Origin of the sequence: Pseudomonas sp. T8 (genome assembly GCF_024610635.1) — a bacterium.
GTDB lineage: Bacteria > Pseudomonadota > Gammaproteobacteria > Pseudomonadales > Pseudomonadaceae > Aquipseudomonas > Aquipseudomonas chlororaphis_I.
In genome coordinates this window covers 3,097,967-3,113,185 of the sequence record NZ_CP102374.1, presented here as the reverse complement: position 1 = coordinate 3,113,185, position 15,219 = coordinate 3,097,967, and the positions used below count along the sequence as shown (strand labels likewise).

The 15,219-nt window shown below is 62.1% G+C and carries 16 protein-coding genes; 9 read left to right on the top strand and 7 right to left on the bottom strand.

What is annotated here, in order from left to right; all coding sequences use genetic code 11:
• Positions 1-249 precede the first annotated feature (249 nt).
• From NRG23_RS13985 to NRG23_RS13965, 5 genes are all read left to right on the top strand, one after another.
• Entirely contained in the window at positions 250-1,644 is a 1,395-nt protein-coding gene (locus tag NRG23_RS13985) for a PhoH family protein (protein ID WP_009047096.1), read from the top strand.
• A 235-nt stretch (positions 1,645-1,879) separates the two neighbouring features.
• Positions 1,880-2,353 carry a cyclic pyranopterin monophosphate synthase MoaC gene (gene moaC / locus NRG23_RS13980; protein WP_009047097.1) on the top strand — a complete coding sequence of 158 codons (474 nt, stop codon included), beginning with the start codon at positions 1,880-1,882 and terminating at the stop codon, positions 2,351-2,353.
• Positions 2,350-2,592 carry a molybdopterin converting factor subunit 1 gene (gene moaD, locus NRG23_RS13975; protein ID WP_257374825.1) on the top strand — a complete coding sequence of 81 codons (243 nt, stop codon included), beginning with the start codon at positions 2,350-2,352 and terminating at the stop codon, positions 2,590-2,592. The genes moaC and moaD overlap by 4 nt, the downstream gene beginning before the upstream one ends.
• Position 2,593: 1 nt before the next feature.
• A complete protein-coding gene (gene moaE, locus NRG23_RS13970) occupies positions 2,594-3,046 on the top strand; it encodes a molybdopterin synthase catalytic subunit MoaE (RefSeq protein ID WP_007932098.1) in 453 nt (150 codons plus the stop codon).
• 297 nt (positions 3,047-3,343) lie between these two features.
• The gene (locus NRG23_RS13965; RefSeq protein WP_028681710.1) at positions 3,344-4,120 is read left to right on the top strand and encodes an ABC transporter substrate-binding protein; all 777 of its coding nucleotides are present in this window, start codon (positions 3,344-3,346) and stop codon (positions 4,118-4,120) included.
• Between the two features lie 96 nt (positions 4,121-4,216).
• Here NRG23_RS13965 and NRG23_RS13960 read toward each other — a convergent pair whose 3' ends face one another.
• From NRG23_RS13960 to NRG23_RS13940, 5 genes are all read right to left on the bottom strand, one after another.
• Positions 4,217-4,843, bottom strand: a complete 627-nt coding sequence (locus NRG23_RS13960; RefSeq protein ID WP_009047099.1) for a transcriptional regulator — start codon at positions 4,841-4,843, stop codon at positions 4,217-4,219.
• An 86-nt stretch (positions 4,844-4,929) separates the two neighbouring features.
• On the bottom strand, positions 4,930-6,057 hold the full coding sequence (locus NRG23_RS13955) for an FAD-binding oxidoreductase (RefSeq protein WP_053268254.1): 1,128 nt from the start codon (positions 6,055-6,057) through the stop codon (positions 4,930-4,932).
• 138 nt (positions 6,058-6,195) lie between these two features.
• Positions 6,196-7,149 carry an ornithine cyclodeaminase family protein gene (locus NRG23_RS13950; RefSeq protein WP_257374822.1) on the bottom strand — a complete coding sequence of 318 codons (954 nt, stop codon included), beginning with the start codon at positions 7,147-7,149 and terminating at the stop codon, positions 6,196-6,198.
• A gap of 216 nt (positions 7,150-7,365) precedes the next feature.
• Positions 7,366-8,841: an ATP-dependent RNA helicase RhlB gene (gene rhlB / locus NRG23_RS13945; RefSeq protein WP_009047102.1), complete on the bottom strand. Its 1,476-nt coding sequence runs from the start codon at positions 8,839-8,841 to the stop codon at positions 7,366-7,368.
• A gap of 95 nt (positions 8,842-8,936) precedes the next feature.
• The gene (locus NRG23_RS13940; RefSeq protein WP_009047103.1) at positions 8,937-9,593 is read right to left on the bottom strand and encodes an alpha/beta hydrolase; all 657 of its coding nucleotides are present in this window, start codon (positions 9,591-9,593) and stop codon (positions 8,937-8,939) included.
• A gap of 467 nt (positions 9,594-10,060) precedes the next feature.
• On the opposite strand from NRG23_RS13940, the gene NRG23_RS13935 reads away from it, so the two are divergent.
• From NRG23_RS13935 to NRG23_RS13920, 4 genes are all read left to right on the top strand, one after another.
• Complete coding sequence (locus tag NRG23_RS13935; protein ID WP_025806519.1) at positions 10,061-11,089, top strand: amino acid ABC transporter substrate-binding protein; 1,029 nt, start codon at positions 10,061-10,063, stop codon at positions 11,087-11,089.
• 65 nt (positions 11,090-11,154) lie between these two features.
• Positions 11,155-12,336: an amino acid ABC transporter permease gene (locus tag NRG23_RS13930; protein ID WP_038630656.1), complete on the top strand. Its 1,182-nt coding sequence runs from the start codon at positions 11,155-11,157 to the stop codon at positions 12,334-12,336.
• A gap of 10 nt (positions 12,337-12,346) precedes the next feature.
• Positions 12,347-13,444: an amino acid ABC transporter permease gene (locus tag NRG23_RS13925; RefSeq protein WP_009047106.1), complete on the top strand. Its 1,098-nt coding sequence runs from the start codon at positions 12,347-12,349 to the stop codon at positions 13,442-13,444.
• Positions 13,445-13,454: 10 nt separating this feature from the next.
• The gene (locus NRG23_RS13920; RefSeq protein ID WP_009047107.1) at positions 13,455-14,219 is read left to right on the top strand and encodes an amino acid ABC transporter ATP-binding protein; all 765 of its coding nucleotides are present in this window, start codon (positions 13,455-13,457) and stop codon (positions 14,217-14,219) included.
• A 59-nt stretch (positions 14,220-14,278) separates the two neighbouring features.
• Here the strand turns inward: NRG23_RS13920 and NRG23_RS13915 are convergent, their stop codons facing one another.
• Positions 14,279-14,755, bottom strand: a complete 477-nt coding sequence (locus tag NRG23_RS13915) for a type II toxin-antitoxin system MqsA family antitoxin (protein ID WP_009047108.1) — start codon at positions 14,753-14,755, stop codon at positions 14,279-14,281.
• Entirely contained in the window at positions 14,752-15,063 is a 312-nt protein-coding gene (locus NRG23_RS13910) for a type II toxin-antitoxin system MqsR family toxin (protein WP_257374820.1), read from the bottom strand. The genes NRG23_RS13915 and NRG23_RS13910 overlap by 4 nt, the downstream gene beginning before the upstream one ends.
• Between the last annotated feature and the right edge of the window lie 156 nt (positions 15,064-15,219).

Below are 15,219 nucleotides of genomic sequence, written 5' to 3'. Positions count from 1 at the left end.
GCAGCGCGCCAAGGGCTATTCGTCACTCTGCAAAATAAACTTAAAAAAAGCGTCAAAGTGCTTTTTCCTGTCACAGGTTTTGGAGTATTACGAAGTCAGACCGCCGAAACCTGCAACACAGGTGGCGTCTCCCAAGACTCCTTTTGTGTGCACTTCACTCGAACCTTCGCGGGTGAATTCGACGGTCGATTCGAGGCGCAGCACCGCCATGGTATTGCGTCGACTGGCCCCCACATAAGGTGACCGAGTATGGATGACCACGGACGTAGCCCTTCCTCCAACCAGCCAATCCTTTATGTACTCGATACCAATGTATTGATTCACGATCCAAACGCCCTGCTGAACTTCGAAGAACACCATGTGGCGATCCCGATGATCGTCCTGGAGGAACTCGACAAGCTCAAGAGCGGCCATCACAGCGTTGCAGCGGAATGCCGCCAGGCCATTCGCCTGATCGACAAGACCCTGGGTGAGGCCTCGCCGGAAGATGTCGAGCTGGGTGTGCCGATCCAGCGTGGCAAGAGCGGCCCCAAAGGCCTGCTGTCGATCCTCATGAGCAAACGCTCTGAGCCCAACAGCCTGCTGCCGGAAAACCTCAACGACAACATCATCATCAACCAGTTGATCGACCTGCACGCGCGCAACAAGGAGCTGCGCGTGGTGCTGGTGACCAAAGACATCAACATGCGCCTCAAGGCGCGCGCCTGCGGGATCGCCGCCGAAGACTACAGCACCGACCAGCTGGTCGACGACGTGGCCTTGCTGCCCAACGGCTTCCACAACATGACCGGCTCCTTCTGGGACCGCGTGAGCAAGGTGGAAACCCGCCAGGACCACGGCCGCACCTGGCACCAGGTGCAACTCACCGACAACCTGCCGGCGGTGCACATCAACGAGTTCATCATCGACGAACAGGGTTTCGTCGGCTGGATCAAGGAGATTCGCGCCGATGTGCTGCTGATTCTCGACCTGCATCAGGAACCCCTGTTGCACCAGGAAGCCTGGGGCCTGAAACCGCGCGATATCTATCAAGGCCTGGCGCTGTTCGCCCTGCTCGATCCGGATATCCATCTGGTCAACCTGTCCGGGGCCGCAGGTTCAGGCAAGACCATCCTGGCCCTGGCCGCGGCCATCGAACAGACCATGGTCAGCAAGCGTTATCGGCGCATCATCGCCACCCGCAGCGTGCAGGGGCTGGACCAGGAGATCGGCTTCCTGCCGGGCACCGAAGCGGAAAAAATGGAGCCCTGGCTCGGCGCCATCACCGACAACCTCGAAGCCTTGCACATGGATGACGAAAACACCCATGGCAGCGTCGACTACATCCTCAGCAAGGTGCCGCTGCAGTTCAAATCCCTCAACTACATTCGCGGCCGCAGCTTCCAGCAGAGCCTGATCCTGATCGACGAATGCCAGAACCTCACCCCGCACCAGATGAAAACCATCATCACCCGTGCCGGCGCCGGTTCCAAAGTGGTGTGCCTGGGCAACCTGGCGCAGATCGATACCCCTTACCTGTCCGCGACCAGCTCCGGGCTGACCTACCTGACTGAACGCTTCAAGGACTTCCCCAACGGGGTGCACATCACCCTGCAAGGGGTTCCCCGCTCGATCCTGGCCGAATACGCCGAATCCCATCTGTAACCTTCACCCAACGGGCGGCCGCAAGGCCGCCCGTTTTTTTGTGCCCGAACAAAACCTGTCTTCCGTAGGAGCGAGGCTTGCCCGCGATGGCATCACCGTGCTTGTACTGCTGCACCGCGTTGCCTGGGTCGCGGGCAAGCCTCGCTCCTACGGGATCGGGGGCACGCGGATAATCAGGCGTGCGGAAAATTGACCCTCGGGTTTACAATCGCCTTTCCTGATCAGGAGTAAGGCTGTGCTGACTCATCTCGATTCCCAAGGTCGCGCCAATATGGTCGACGTCACCGACAAAGCCGTGACGTCCCGCGAAGCCACGGCCGAAGCCCGGGTGCGCATGCTCCCGCAAACCCTGCAAATGATCGTCAGCGGCGGTCACCCCAAGGGTGATGTGTTCGCCGTGGCGCGCATCGCCGGCATCCAGGCGGCGAAAAAGACCAGCGATCTGATCCCCCTGTGCCATCCGCTGATGCTCACCAGCGTCAAGGTCGAGCTCAGCGCCGAAGGCGAGGACAGCGTGCGCATCGTTGCCCGCTGCAAGCTGGCCGGGCAGACCGGGGTGGAAATGGAAGCCCTGACCGCCGCCAGTGTCGCGGCCCTGACCATCTACGACATGTGCAAGGCCGTGGACCGCGGCATGACCATCGAAGGCGTGCGCCTGCTGGAGAAACTGGGCGGCAAGAGCGGCCATTACCAGGCGGACGAGCAATGAACCTGACCGTGAAGTTTTTCGCCCGCTACCGCGAGGCGCTGGGCGTGGATTCGCTGCGGGTCGCCGGCGATTTCACCACGGTCGACGATGTGCGCGCGCTGTTGGCCCAGCGCGAGGGCGCCGAGGTGCTCAGCGAGCAGAACCTGATGTGCGCCCGCAACGAAGACCTCTGCCAGCTCGACGAGCCGGTGAGCGACGGCGACGAAGTGGCGTTTTTTCCTACCGTGACCGGGGGCTGATATGGCGATTCGCGTGCAATCGGGCGCCTTTGATCCAGGGGCGGAAGTCAACGCGATGCATGCGGCGAATGTCGGCGTCGGCGCGGTGGTGAGCTTTGTCGGTTACGTGCGTGATTTCAACGACGGCCTGGACGTGGCGGGGATGTTTCTCGAGCATTACCCGGGCATGACCGAGAAGGCCCTGGGCAAGATCGCCGCCGAGGCCGAACAGCGCTGGCCACTGCTCAAGCTGGAAGTGCTGCATCGCATCGGTGCGCTGGAGCCGGGCGAGCCGATCGTCTTCGTCGGCGCCGCCAGCGCCCACCGCCAGGCGGCATTCGATGCCTGTGCCTTTGTCATGGACTACCTGAAGACCCGCGCGCCGTTCTGGAAGAAGGAAACCACCGCCGATGGCCCGCGCTGGGTGGAAGGCCGTGACAGCGATCATGCGGCGGCGGATCGCTGGAAAGAGTGACGTCCTGATCCCTCTGTATTGACCGCAAGTCCGCCATCGCGGGCAAGCCTCGCTCCTACGATCAACACCGTCTGTAGGAGCGAGGCTTGCCCGCGATAGGCCCTCAGTTACACCCTCGACTTCCCTGTTTCTCTCTCGATTTGGTATCTCGACCAAAGGCGGGACGAAGCGTATCCGCTCCGTTGACGAAATATACGTAAAAGTCCAGTATGGATTTACAAGTACAAAACAAGGCTTCACCGTTTCACTCCTTTCTTCTGTCTTGCCAAACCAACAACAACCCGCGAGAGAACGAATATGAAGAAACTCCCCCTCATCAGTGGCCTGGTCCTGAGCCTGTTGGCGTGCAGCAGCCTGTTCGCCGCCGAGAAAACCCTGCGCATCGGCATCGAGGCGGCTTATCCGCCGTTCGCCTCGAAAACCGACAAAGGTGAGATCGTCGGTTTCGACTACGACATCGGCAATGCCTTGTGCGCGCAGATGCAGGTCAAGTGCCTATGGGTCGAGGGTGAATTCGATGGCCTGATTCCTTCGTTGAAAGTGAAGAAAATCGACATGGCGCTGTCGTCGATGACCATCAATGAAGACCGCAAGAAGTCGGTCGACTTCACCCACAAGTACTACTTCACTTCCTCGCGGCTGGTGATGAAGGAAGGCGCGACGGTCGATGACCAGTACGCCAGCCTCAAGGGCAAGAATGTCGGTGTGCAACGGGCGACCACCACCGACCGCTACGCCACCGAGGTGTTCGAGCCCAAGGGCATCAACGTCAAGCGCTACAGCAACAACGAAGAGATCTACATGGACCTGGCGGCCGGGCGTCTCGATGCGATTTTCGCTGACACCATTCCGCTGAATGACTTTCTGTCGATGCCGCGCGGCAAGGGCTATGCGTTTGTCGGGCCGGAGCTGAAGGACCCGAAATACGTGGGTGAGGGCGCGGGGATCGCGGTGCGCAAGGGCAATGCCGAGCTGGTCAGCCAGTTGAATGCCGCCATCGATGGCATTCGCGCCAGTGGCGAGTATCAGAAGATTTCCGAGAAGTACTTCAAGTCCGACATCTACGGCGACTGATGCCGTGTGGCGTTCGTGAGGACGCCATCGCGGGCAAGCCTCGCTCCTACCGTTTTGTAGGAGCGAGGCTTGCCCGCGATGCTTTTCAGAGGGTGGTCAGCCCTTCAATTCCTTCAGGTGCTTGTACACCGTCGCCCGCCCCATGTTCAGCACGTTGGCCACATAGTTGGCGGCGCTTTTGCCCTTGAACGCGCCTTCGGCGTGCAACGCCAGTACCAGTTCGCGCTTGTGTTCGCGGGTCAGCAGGTTGAGGCCCAGCTGCCGTTCGCGCAGCCAGTTGTGCAGGAAGGTGTTGATGCGTTCCTGCCAGTCGTCGCGAAACAGCGAGTCCGGTTGCGGGATCAGTTTGCTCGGCGAGAGGAACAGGTCCAGCGCCGCCTTGGCATTCTCGAACAGCGAAATATTCAGGTTGATGCACAGCACCGCCAGCGGCTGGCCGTTGCTGTCGCGCAGCACGCTGCTGAGGCTGCGGATCTTCTGGCCGTCCCAGTTGAGCTTTTCATAGGGGCCGATATTCCGCTCGTTGCTGTCCTCGCCGAGCATGTCGTCCAGGGCCGCATCGTCGCCCACTTCGCGCTTGGAGATGTTGTTGGCGATGTAGTCGATCTTCTGCGTGCGCAGGTCGTGGAGCACCACCTCGGCATGGGGGAAGAACAGCGTGGCGATGGCGTCGGCGATCGTCCGGAAGTTGTCCAGGGCAGGGTCCTGCGCGGGTGAGGTCATGGGCGGTTCTCCAGGCGGTGTCAGCGCCCCGCGAGGCGGGGCGCTGCGAGTGTGCCGCAATCGTTGGGGCGCGTCACCTGAGCGGGTCAGCCAAGGCGGGCAGGGGAGAGCATGGCGGCGTCCAGGCCAAAGCGCGCCAGTTGCTCGGGCAAGGCTTCGCCACGCACCAGGGCGGCGCTGGCCTGGCCCATGGCCGGCGAGGTCTGGATACCGTAGCCGCCTTGCGCGGCGACCCAGAACAGGCCCGGGACCTGGGTGTCGAAGCCGGCCAGCAGGTCGCCATCGCTGACGAAGCTGCGCAGGCCGGCCCAGGTGCGGGTCGGGCGGCGAATGGTCAGGGTGGTGGCTTCTTCGATCTGGTAGATGCCCATGGCGATGTCCAGCTCTTCCGGCTGCACATCGTGGGGTTCCACCGGGTCGGCGTTGGCCGGCGAGCCGAGGAACATGCCGGCGTCGGGCTTCATATAGAAGGATTCGTCGAGGCTCACCAGCATCGGCCAGTGATGGATATCGACACCTTCGGGCCCGGCGAAGATAAAGGCCGCGCGGCGTTTCGGCTGCAGGCCCAGGGGCCGGGCGCCGGCCATGACGCCGACCTGGTCGGCCCAGGCACCGGCGGCGTTGATCAGGATGGGCGCGCTGAAGGTCTGGCCGGCGGTCTGGACCTGCCACTGGCCCTGTTGGTCGCGGCTCAGCCCCAGCACTTCACAGTCGGTGCGCACCTCGCCCTGGTTGCGTCGGATGCCGCGCAGGTAACCCTGGTGCAGGGCGTCGGTGTCGATGTCGCTGGCGCTCGGGTCGTAGAGCGCGCCGTGGACCTTCTCGCGGCGCAGGATCGGCAGGCGCGCGCAGGCTTCGTCGGCGCTCAGCAGCTGCATCTCCGGCACCGTGGCCTTGGCGCTCAGGTACTGGTTGTTCAGCTCGGTGGGGTCGCCGGTGAAGTCCACGGTCATTTCGCCGCGCGGGCTCAGCAGCGGGTGTTCGCAGAAACCTGGCGGCGGGGCATCGAAAAAATCCCGGCTGGCCAGGGTCAGCGCGCGCACCTGGGGCGTGCCGTAGGCCGCGGTATAGAGCGCCGCGGAGCGCCCGGTGGAGTGGTAGGCCGGGTGCGATTCGCGTTCCAGCACCAGCACCCGGCCATGGCGTGACAGCCAGTAGCCGGTGGATGCCCCGGCGATGCCGCCGCCAATGATGATGAAGTCTGCCTGGGTCATTCGAGCCTCCGTAAAAATGGATAACGCGCGTCTGTAGGAGCGAGGCTTGCCCGCGATCGATCTTGAGCCTGTCACGGTGGTTCGCTCGGGGCCGTCAATCGCGAGCAAGCTTCGCTCCTACAGATATGCCATTGGTATTTAGTGAGTGCGTTGCAAGCGGTACAGCGCACTGGCCAGGGCAATGTCTTCCAGGCCCAGGCCGATGGAGCGGAAGAACACGTGGCGCCCCGGCTCCGGTCGTTGGGCCAAGTCGCTGAGCAGTTCGGGCAGGTCGCCGAGAATCTCGGCCTTGTCCCAGCCGTGCCGTTCGCCGGCGATCAGCATCTCGCCGGCCGAGCCGGGGGTGGTCTGACGATAGTCGCAATACACCTGCATGTCCTTCAGCGCGGCGGGCGGTACTTCATGGGCCCGTGGCGCGTTGGTGCTGATGGAGGTGATCAGCGCCGGCTTGTGCAAGGTTCGCGGGTCGATCACCGGGCTGGCGGAGGAGGTGCAGAGCATGATCACGTCGGCGTCCTGCAAGGCGTCATCGAGCTGGCTGACGATCTGCAGGCGTGGGTCGAGGGCCTTCAGGCGCGTGATGTCCTCGGCGGATTTGCCGGCCAGGCCAGGGGAGTACAGGCGGATGGATTGCCACTCGCGCAGGGCTTTCACGTAATGCAGGTGCGCCTGGGCCACGGGGCCGCTGCCGATGATCGCCAGGTGCCGGGCATCGGTTGTTGCCAGGGCATCGACGGCCACGGCGGTGGTGGCCGCGGTACGCGCGGTGGTCAGTTCGCCAGCGTCGCAGAGCAGCAGCGGCTGGCCGCTGTCCATTGACATCAGCAGGGTCCAGGCGGTGACCAGCGGACCTTCGGCGCGGACTATATAGGGCGAGGTCTTGACCCCGTAGACCCGCTCTTCGGCCAGCACGCCCAGGTAGTTGATGAAGTCCCCGGCGCCCTGGGGAAACTCCACCAGTTGCTGCGCCGGCTGCACGGCAAGCCCGGCGGCCAGGTCGTGGAACAGCTTGCGCAGGATCTGCGGGACGTCGACCTGCGCCAGCAACTGGCGGGCTTGAGGCTGGGTAATCACGCAAGGCGTGCTGGACATGCGGGTGCTCCCAAGAAATAAACTAATTTGTCCATTATGGACTTTTAGTTTTGTCGGGCAATATCCAGGCGAAAAAAAACGCAGCCTGTGGTCGGGCTGCGTTTTTTTGCGGGCAGGCTTGTATCTGTAGGAGCGAGGCTTACCCGCGAGGCGTCATTGCTGACACTGCGCGTTATCGTTCATCGCGAGCAAGCTTCGCTCCTACAACGATGCTGCTCAGGCTTTTGGGCGTTTGCGCTCCACGGGGCGCAGCAGCTCGGTCGGCGGCATTTCGCAGCTGATCTTGCGGCCCAGCAGCGCCTCGATCGACGGCAGCTGATAGGAGTCGTCCTCGCCGGCGAAGCTGATGGACACGCCGTCGGCGCCAGCCCGGCCGGTACGGCCGATACGGTGCACGTAGTCGTCCGGCACTTCCGGCAGGGTGAAGTTGATCACGTGGCTGATGCCGTCGATGTGGATGCCGCGACCGGCGACATCGGTGGCCACCAGCACGCGGATCTTGCCTTCGCGGAAGCCTTCCAGGGTCTTGATGCGCTTGTGCTGCGGCACGTCGCCGGACAGCTGGGCGGCGTTCACGCCGTCGCGTACCAGGCGTTCTTCGATGCGCCGCACTTCATCCTTGCGGTTGGCGAAGACCATGACCCGTTCCCAGCCGTTGTCGTTGACCAGGTTGTACAGCAGCTTGTATTTGTCGGCGCCGGCCACCGCGTAGATGTGCTGTTCGACGTTGGCGTTGGCCACGTTCTCGGCTTCGATCTCGACGATCGCCGGGTCGGTGGTCCACTGCTTGGCCAGATTCATCACATCGTCGGTGAAGGTGGCGGAGAACAGCAGGGTCTGGCGTTCGCTTTTCGGCGGGGTCTGGCGAATGATCTGGCGTACCTGGGGGATGAAGCCCATGTCGAGCATGCGGTCGGCTTCGTCCAGCACCATCACTTCGACCATGTCCAGGTGCACGTCGCCGCGCTGGTTGAAGTCCAGCAGGCGGCCCGGGGTGGCGACCAGGATGTCGCAATGGCGGGCTTCGAGGTGCTTGAGCTGTTTGTCGAAGTCCATGCCGCCGACAAAGGTCATCACGTTGAGGCCGGTGTATTTGGTCAGGCTGGCCGCATCCTTGGCGATCTGCACCACCAGCTCGCGGGTCGGCGCGATGATCAGCGCCCTTGGCTCGCCCATGTAGCGTTCTTTCGGCGGCGGGGTCTGCAGCAGCTGGGTGATGATCGAGATCAGGAACGCGGCGGTCTTGCCGGTACCGGTCTGGGCGCGGCCGATGGCGTCTTTGCCGGCCAGGGTGAACCCCAGGACCTGCGCCTGGATCGGCGTGCAGTAGGGGAAACCCAGGTCGTGGATCGCGTGCATCAGTTCCGGCGCGAGTTTGAAGTCGTGGAAGCGGGTCTTGCCTTCCTGCGGTTCGACGACGAAGTCTTCCAGTTTCCAGGTGCTCACCGGTGGCTTCGGGGCGCGTGGGCGGCGCGGCTGCTCGGCCTTTGGCTTGTCGCTGCGCGCGGTCTGGGCCGTCGGGGCGGCTGCGGTCACCGGCTCTGGCTTGGCCACGGGGGCAGGCGCGGTCCGTTCCGGCTGATGGCCGTCGGTGCGGCTGCTGGGGCTGGAGGAAGATGGGCTGGAGCCTGGCGCGAGCTGCTCAGCCTCGCTTTTACCGAAGATTTTCTTGAGTGCTTTGAGCACGGTCATCTCATCAATTGGTTAAGGAATGTACGCCGGGCAGTGTAATGCAAGAATCGGGCGCGGCGTAGTGGATTGCTCAACGGGCTACCTAACTTATCGATTCAGCGCAAACGCTCGCCGAGCCAGGCGCCGATATCGCGAATTTCTTCGGGTAACACTTCGTGCCCCATTGGGTATTCCTGCCAGGTCACGGTGACACCATGGTGTTTCAGGTACTCGTAGGCGGTACGGCCCATGGCGTTCTGCACCACCTCGTCGTACTGGCCGTGCAGGCACAGGGTCGGAATCCGTTGCTGGCTGGCCGACAGTTCGAGTTCGTCGCTGAAGGTCGGGGCATAGGTGGAGAGGGCAAGCACGCCACCCAGCGGACCCTGCCATTTAAGGAAGGCGGTGTGCAGGACGACCGCGCCACCCTGGGAAAAACCGGCGAGGAAAATCCGCGAAGGGTCTATTCCGCTGGCGCGCTGTTCTTCGATCAGGTCGCTCAGGCGTTTTGCCGACTCCTCCAGCTGTTCGCGGTTGATCGCCCGCGCCGGGCTCATGGCCAGGATGTCGTACCAGCTGGGCATGGCATAACCGCCATTGATGGTCACGGCGCGGGTCGGTGCCTGGGGCAAGACGAAGCGGGTGGTCAGCAGGCTTTCCTGCAGCGCTTCGGCCACCGGCAGGAAGTCGTAGCGGTCGGCGCCCAGGCCATGAAGCCAGATCACACAGGCATCGACGGGCTTGCTGGGCTGAAGAATCAAGGGCTCGGTCATGGTTGCTCCAAATATGTGCGCACGCGCCCAAGCGGTGCGTGATCGAGGTGCGCGGTCGGTTGATCAGTGAAGAAGATGTCGCAAGGCTGCAAGTTTTGCTCTTGACCCCTGCCGGAACCGCTTTAGCCGGCACTCTGGTACGGGCTTTGCTATAGCCGTTGCGTGAAGTGATTGCGTTCACCCTGCCGGTAACACTATCAGGCTACTGGCGGGTGTGGGATAGCAAAGATCCGATGATGGACGTTCGCCAATGGCCGCTACGGGCTTCGCGAACATGCAAGGGCTACAGCCCGTTCGGTCGCTTGGTGAGTATGGGTTTTCTCTTAAATGGATTTTCTCCTACTAGACTCATAGCTAAAGTCCTACGCCGCTTGACCCCATAAAAAGCCAACAAGGGTCAACAGCGCCTCATAAGGGTGCGGCAGGACTCAAGCTCCGACACAACAAGAGCAAAACTGGAGGTTTGAATGAAGATGTTGAAATCCACCCTGGCTGTGGTCACGGCCGCCGCGGTACTGGGCATGAGCGGCTTCGCACAGGCGGGTGCGACCCTGGATGCCGTGCAGAAGAAAGGCTTCGTGCAGTGCGGTGTGAGCGACGGTCTGCCGGGCTTCTCGGTACCGGACGCCACCGGCAAGATCCTCGGCATCGACGCCGACGTCTGCCGCGCCGTAGCCGCCGCGGTATTCGGCGATGCGACCAAAGTGAAATTCAGCCAGTTGAATGCCAAGGAGCGTTTCACCGCGCTGCAATCGGGCGAGATCGACGTACTGTCGCGCAACACCACCTGGACCAGTTCCCGCGATTCGGGCATGGGCCTGGTGTTCGCCGGCGTGACCTACTACGACGGCATCGGTTTCCTGGTGAACAACAAGCTGGGCGTGAAGAGCGCCAAGGAACTGGACGGCGCGACCATCTGCATCCAGGCCGGTACCACCACCGAGCTGAACGTGTCCGACTACTTCCGTGGCAACGGCCTGAAATACACCCCGATCACCTTCGACACCTCCGATGAAAGCGCCAAGTCGCTGGAGTCCGGCCGCTGCGACGTGCTGACCTCCGACAAGTCCCAGCTCTACGCACAGCGCAGCAAGCTGGCGACCCCGACCGACTACGTCGTGCTGCCGGAAACCATCTCCAAGGAGCCGCTGGGCCCGGTGGTGCGTAAAGGCGACGAAGAGTGGTTCAGCATCGTCAAGTGGACCCTGTTCGCCATGCTCAATGCCGAAGAGGCCGGCATCACCTCGAAGAATGTCGAGGCCGAAGCCAAGTCCACCAAGAACCCGGACGTCGCTCGCCTGCTGGGCGCCGACGGTGAATACGGCAAGGACCTGAAGCTGCGCAAGGACTGGGTAGTACAGATCGTCAAGCAAGTCGGCAACTACGGTGAAGTGTTCGAGAAGAACCTCGGCAAGAGCACTCCACTGGCCATCGACCGCGGCCTGAACGCGCTGTGGAACAACGGCGGCATTCAATACGCACCACCTGTGCGCTGATGGTTCTATCACCCGGTGGGCCAACCACCGGGTGATGTTCTGTTCCATTATTCCTGGGGCACTTCATGCAAAATTCAATCGGCGCACCAAAGCAGAGGCTCAGTCTCAGCGATCCACGAGTGCGTGCGTGGTTATTCCAGATCGTCACGATTGTCGCGGTGATCTCGCTGGGCTGGTTCCTGTTCAACAACACTCAAACCAACCTCGCGCACCGGGGGATCACTTCCGGTTTCGACTTCCTCGAGCGCAGCGCCGGCTTCGGCATCGCTCAGCACCTGATCTCCTACACCGAAGCGGACAGCTATGCCCGGGTGTTCGTGATCGGCCTGCTCAACACCCTGCTGGTCACCTTCATCGGCGTGATCCTGGCGACCATCCTCGGTTTCATCATCGGTGTGGCGCGCCTGTCGCAGAACTGGATCATCAGCAAACTGGCGACCGTGTATGTGGAAGTGTTCCGCAACATTCCGCCGCTGCTGCAAATCCTGTTCTGGTATTTCGCGGTGTTCCTGACCATGCCGGGGCCGCGCAACAGCCACAACTTCGGTGACACCTTCTTTGTCAGCAGTCGCGGCCTGAACATGCCGGCGGCCCTGGTGGCCGACGGCTTCTGGGCGTTCGTGATCAGCATCGTGGTGGCGATTGTCGCCATCGTGCTGATGTGCCGCTGGGCCAACAAGCGCTTCGAAGACACCGGCGTGCCGTTCCACAAGTTCTGGGTCGGCCTGGCGCTGTTCCTGGTGATCCCGGCGCTGTGCACGCTGATTTTCGGCGCGCCGGTGCATTGGGAAATGCCGGAGCTCAAGGGCTTCAACTTCGTCGGTGGCTGGGTGCTGATCCCGGAACTGCTGGCCCTGACCCTGGCCCTGACCGTCTACACCGCGGCGTTCATCGCCGAGATCGTGCGTTCGGGGATCAAGTCGGTGAGCCATGGCCAGACCGAGGCGGCCCGTTCCCTCGGCCTGCGCAACGGTCCGACCCTGCGCAAGGTGATCATCCCGCAGGCCCTGCGGGTGATCATTCCGCCGCTGACCAGCCAATACCTGAACCTGGCGAAGAACTCGTCCCTGGCGGCCGGTATCGGTTACCCGGAAATGGTTTCGCTGTTCGCCGGTACCGTGCTCAACCAGACCGGCCAGGCCATCGAAGTCATTGCCATCACCATGAGCGTGTACCTGGCGATCAGCATCAGCATTTCCCTTCTGATGAACTGGTACAACAAGCGCATTGCGCTGATCGAGCGGTGAGGAAACGCGCATGAGCACTCATACTTTCAAACCCGACATGCCACCTCCGAGCAGCAGCATCGGGATCGTGGCGTGGATGCGGGCACACATGTTCTCCAGCTGGATCAACACCCTGCTGACCCTGTTTGCCTTCTACCTGATCTACCTGGTGGTGCCGCCGATCCTCAGCTGGGCGATCTTCGACGCCAACTGGGTGGGCACCACCCGCGCCGACTGCACCCAGTCAGGCGCCTGCTGGGTGTTCATCCAGCAGCGCTTCGGCCAGTTCATGTACGGCTACTACCCGGTGGACCTGCGCTGGCGCGTGGACCTGACCGTGTGGCTGGCGGTGATCGGCGTGGCGCCCTTGTTCATCGCCCGGGTTCCGCACAAGGCCATTTATGGCCTGAGCTTCCTGGTGCTGTACCCGATCATTGCCTACAGCCTGCTGCACGGTGGCTATCTCGGCCTGAGCAACGTGGCGACCAGTCAATGGGGCGGCCTGATGCTGACTCTGGTGATCGCCACTGTCGGCATCGTCGGCGCCTTGCCGCTGGGCATTGTGCTGGCATTGGGACGACGCTCGAACATGCCGGCGATTCGTGTGGTCTGCGTGACCTTCATCGAGTTCTGGCGCGGCGTGCCGCTGATCACCGTGCTGTTCATGTCCTCGGTGATGCTGCCGTTGTTCCTGCCCGAAGGCATGAACTTCGACAAGCTGCTGCGGGCGCTGATCGGGGTGATCCTGTTCCAGTCGGCCTACATCGCCGAAGTGGTGCGCGGCGGGCTGCAGGCGATTCCCAAGGGGCAGTACGAAGCGGCTGCGGCCATGGGCCTGGGCTACTGGCGCAGCATGGGCCTGGTGATCCTGCCGCAAGCCCTGAAGCTGGTGATCCCCGGCATCGTCAACACCTTCATCGCCCTGTTCAAGGACACTAGCCTGGTGATCATCATCGGCCTGTTCGACCTGCTCAACAGCGTGAAACAAGCCGCCGCCGACCCGAAATGGCTGGGTATGGCCACCGAAGGCTATGTCTTCGCGGCCCTGGTGTTCTGGATTTTCTGTTTTGGTATGTCCCGCTACTCCATGCATCTGGAGCGTAAGTTGGACACAGGCCACAAGCGTTAGGAGTATCTCCATGAGTGAAGCGATCAAAAAGCCTGTGGGCCCTGAAGGCATTATTCAGATGCAGGGCGTGAACAAGTGGTACGGCCAGTTCCACGTGCTCAAGGACATCAACCTCAACGTCAAGCAGGGCGAGCGCATCGTCCTGTGCGGGCCTTCGGGCTCGGGCAAGTCCACCACCATCCGCTGCCTGAACCGCCTGGAAGAACACCAGCAGGGCCGCATCGTGGTCGATGGCGTGGAGCTGACCAACGACCTCAAGCAGATCGAAGCGATCCGCCGGGAAGTCGGCATGGTGTTCCAGCACTTCAACCTGTTCCCGCACCTGACCATCCTGCAGAACTGCACCCTGGCGCCGATGTGGGTACGCAAGATGCCCAAGCGCAAGGCCGAGGAAATCGCCATGCATTACCTGGAGCGCGTGCGCATTCCGGAGCAGGCGAACAAATACCCGGGCCAGCTCTCCGGCGGTCAGCAGCAGCGTGTGGCGATTGCCCGGGCGCTGTGCATGAAGCCGAAGATCATGCTGTTCGACGAACCGACGTCGGCCCTCGACCCGGAGATGGTGAAAGAGGTGCTGGACACCATGATCGGCCTGGCCGAAGACGGCATGACCATGCTCTGCGTGACCCACGAAATGGGCTTCGCCCGTACCGTGGCCAACCGGGTGATCTTCATGGACAAGGGTGAAATCGTCGAACAGGCCGCGCCTAACGACTTCTTCGACAACCCGCAGAACGAGCGGACCAAGCTGTTCCTGAGCCAGATCCTGCACTGATCCAGGCACAGCCTTGAAAATGAACCCGGCCTGGCGCCGGGTTTATTTTTGCCCGGCGTTCATGAGGTGGCGAGGCGCGGCTGCTGCGGCTGGTCGTCGGTCGTCGCTGGGGCCTGCTGCGCGCTGAGGGCATGTACCTCGGCCATCAGTTCGGGATGACGATCGAGCAGGCGCATCAGCATGAACAGCGGCTGGGGTGGGGCGACCTCGCCGCGCTCGTAGCGGGAGAAGGCGTTATGCCCACCGCCGGAGAGCAGCCTCACCGCATCCTTCTGCGAAAGGTGCAGCTTGCGGCGGATGCGCTTCATCTCGCTGGCCATGAACTGTCGGCCGTCCTCCAGCAACTGGTCGCCGGCGCTGGCGTAGCGTTCGGCGCTGGCCGGGTCGAATTCGATTTCGCCGCAGGCCTGGCATTCCCAGCCATCCAGGCCGTCGACCTGCCGCAGCAGGTGCTTGTAATCGATCAGCTCGCTGCGATTGTTGAACGGCTGCATGCCGGCCGGGGCACCGCAGCTGACGCATTGTCTTTGTTTCATGGGTGTTTCTCCTTGAAGGAGATCACAGGGGGACCGCCGCCGGGGCGGTAAGTGACTTTGATGTACAGCTCCACGGAATCGATGTGGGTGTAATACACGTCCTGCCAGATTCGATGATCGAGATAGCTGGTCATCGACCTGTAGAGCATTTTCCCCAGCAGCCCGGCAATCACCTGCTGCATGTCCCGGCAGGTCAGGCCGAGGTGCCGGCCGCTGACCAGGGCGGTGCGGGTAAAGGCGACTGCCCCTAGCCGGGCGACATCCGCCTTGATCACCGACAGGTCGTAATGAGGTGTGTGCTTTTCCATAAGACACCTGGAGTCGAGATGAAATTACCCTTAAAGGGTTTTTTAGCAATCGGATTTCCTTTCCGCTTGCTACCTGCGTGCATCGGCTTTGTTGTTCACCCACGCGAAGCTGACTAATATGCCAAAAAAATTCATCCGATGATTGGATGAAAAGGC

Bases quoted from the DNA above. Each gene is read 5' to 3' on its own strand.
- NRG23_RS13950 (WP_257374822.1), bottom strand. From the start codon at position 7,149: ATGTCCAGCACGCCTTGCGTGATTACCCAGCCTCAAGCCCGCCAGTTG.
- NRG23_RS13935 (WP_025806519.1), top strand. From the start codon at position 10,061: ATGAAGATGTTGAAATCCACCCTGGCTGTGGTCACGGCCGCCGCGGTA.
- NRG23_RS13940 (WP_009047103.1), bottom strand. From the start codon at position 9,593: ATGACCGAGCCCTTGATTCTTCAGCCCAGCAAGCCCGTCGATGCCTGT.
- NRG23_RS13930 (WP_038630656.1), top strand. From the start codon at position 11,155: ATGCAAAATTCAATCGGCGCACCAAAGCAGAGGCTCAGTCTCAGCGAT.
- moaE (WP_007932098.1), top strand. From the start codon at position 2,594: ATGGCGATTCGCGTGCAATCGGGCGCCTTTGATCCAGGGGCGGAAGTC.
- NRG23_RS13955 (WP_053268254.1), bottom strand. From the start codon at position 6,057: ATGACCCAGGCAGACTTCATCATCATTGGCGGCGGCATCGCCGGGGCA.
- NRG23_RS13915 (WP_009047108.1), bottom strand. From the start codon at position 14,755: ATGAAACAAAGACAATGCGTCAGCTGCGGTGCCCCGGCCGGCATGCAG.
- NRG23_RS13925 (WP_009047106.1), top strand. From the start codon at position 12,347: ATGAGCACTCATACTTTCAAACCCGACATGCCACCTCCGAGCAGCAGC.
- moaD (WP_257374825.1), top strand. From the start codon at position 2,350: ATGAACCTGACCGTGAAGTTTTTCGCCCGCTACCGCGAGGCGCTGGGC.
- NRG23_RS13960 (WP_009047099.1), bottom strand. From the start codon at position 4,843: ATGACCTCACCCGCGCAGGACCCTGCCCTGGACAACTTCCGGACGATC.
- rhlB (WP_009047102.1), bottom strand. From the start codon at position 8,841: ATGACCGTGCTCAAAGCACTCAAGAAAATCTTCGGTAAAAGCGAGGCT.
- NRG23_RS13910 (WP_257374820.1), bottom strand. From the start codon at position 15,063: ATGGAAAAGCACACACCTCATTACGACCTGTCGGTGATCAAGGCGGAT.
- NRG23_RS13985 (WP_009047096.1), top strand. From the start codon at position 250: ATGGATGACCACGGACGTAGCCCTTCCTCCAACCAGCCAATCCTTTAT.
- NRG23_RS13965 (WP_028681710.1), top strand. From the start codon at position 3,344: ATGAAGAAACTCCCCCTCATCAGTGGCCTGGTCCTGAGCCTGTTGGCG.
- NRG23_RS13920 (WP_009047107.1), top strand. From the start codon at position 13,455: ATGAGTGAAGCGATCAAAAAGCCTGTGGGCCCTGAAGGCATTATTCAG.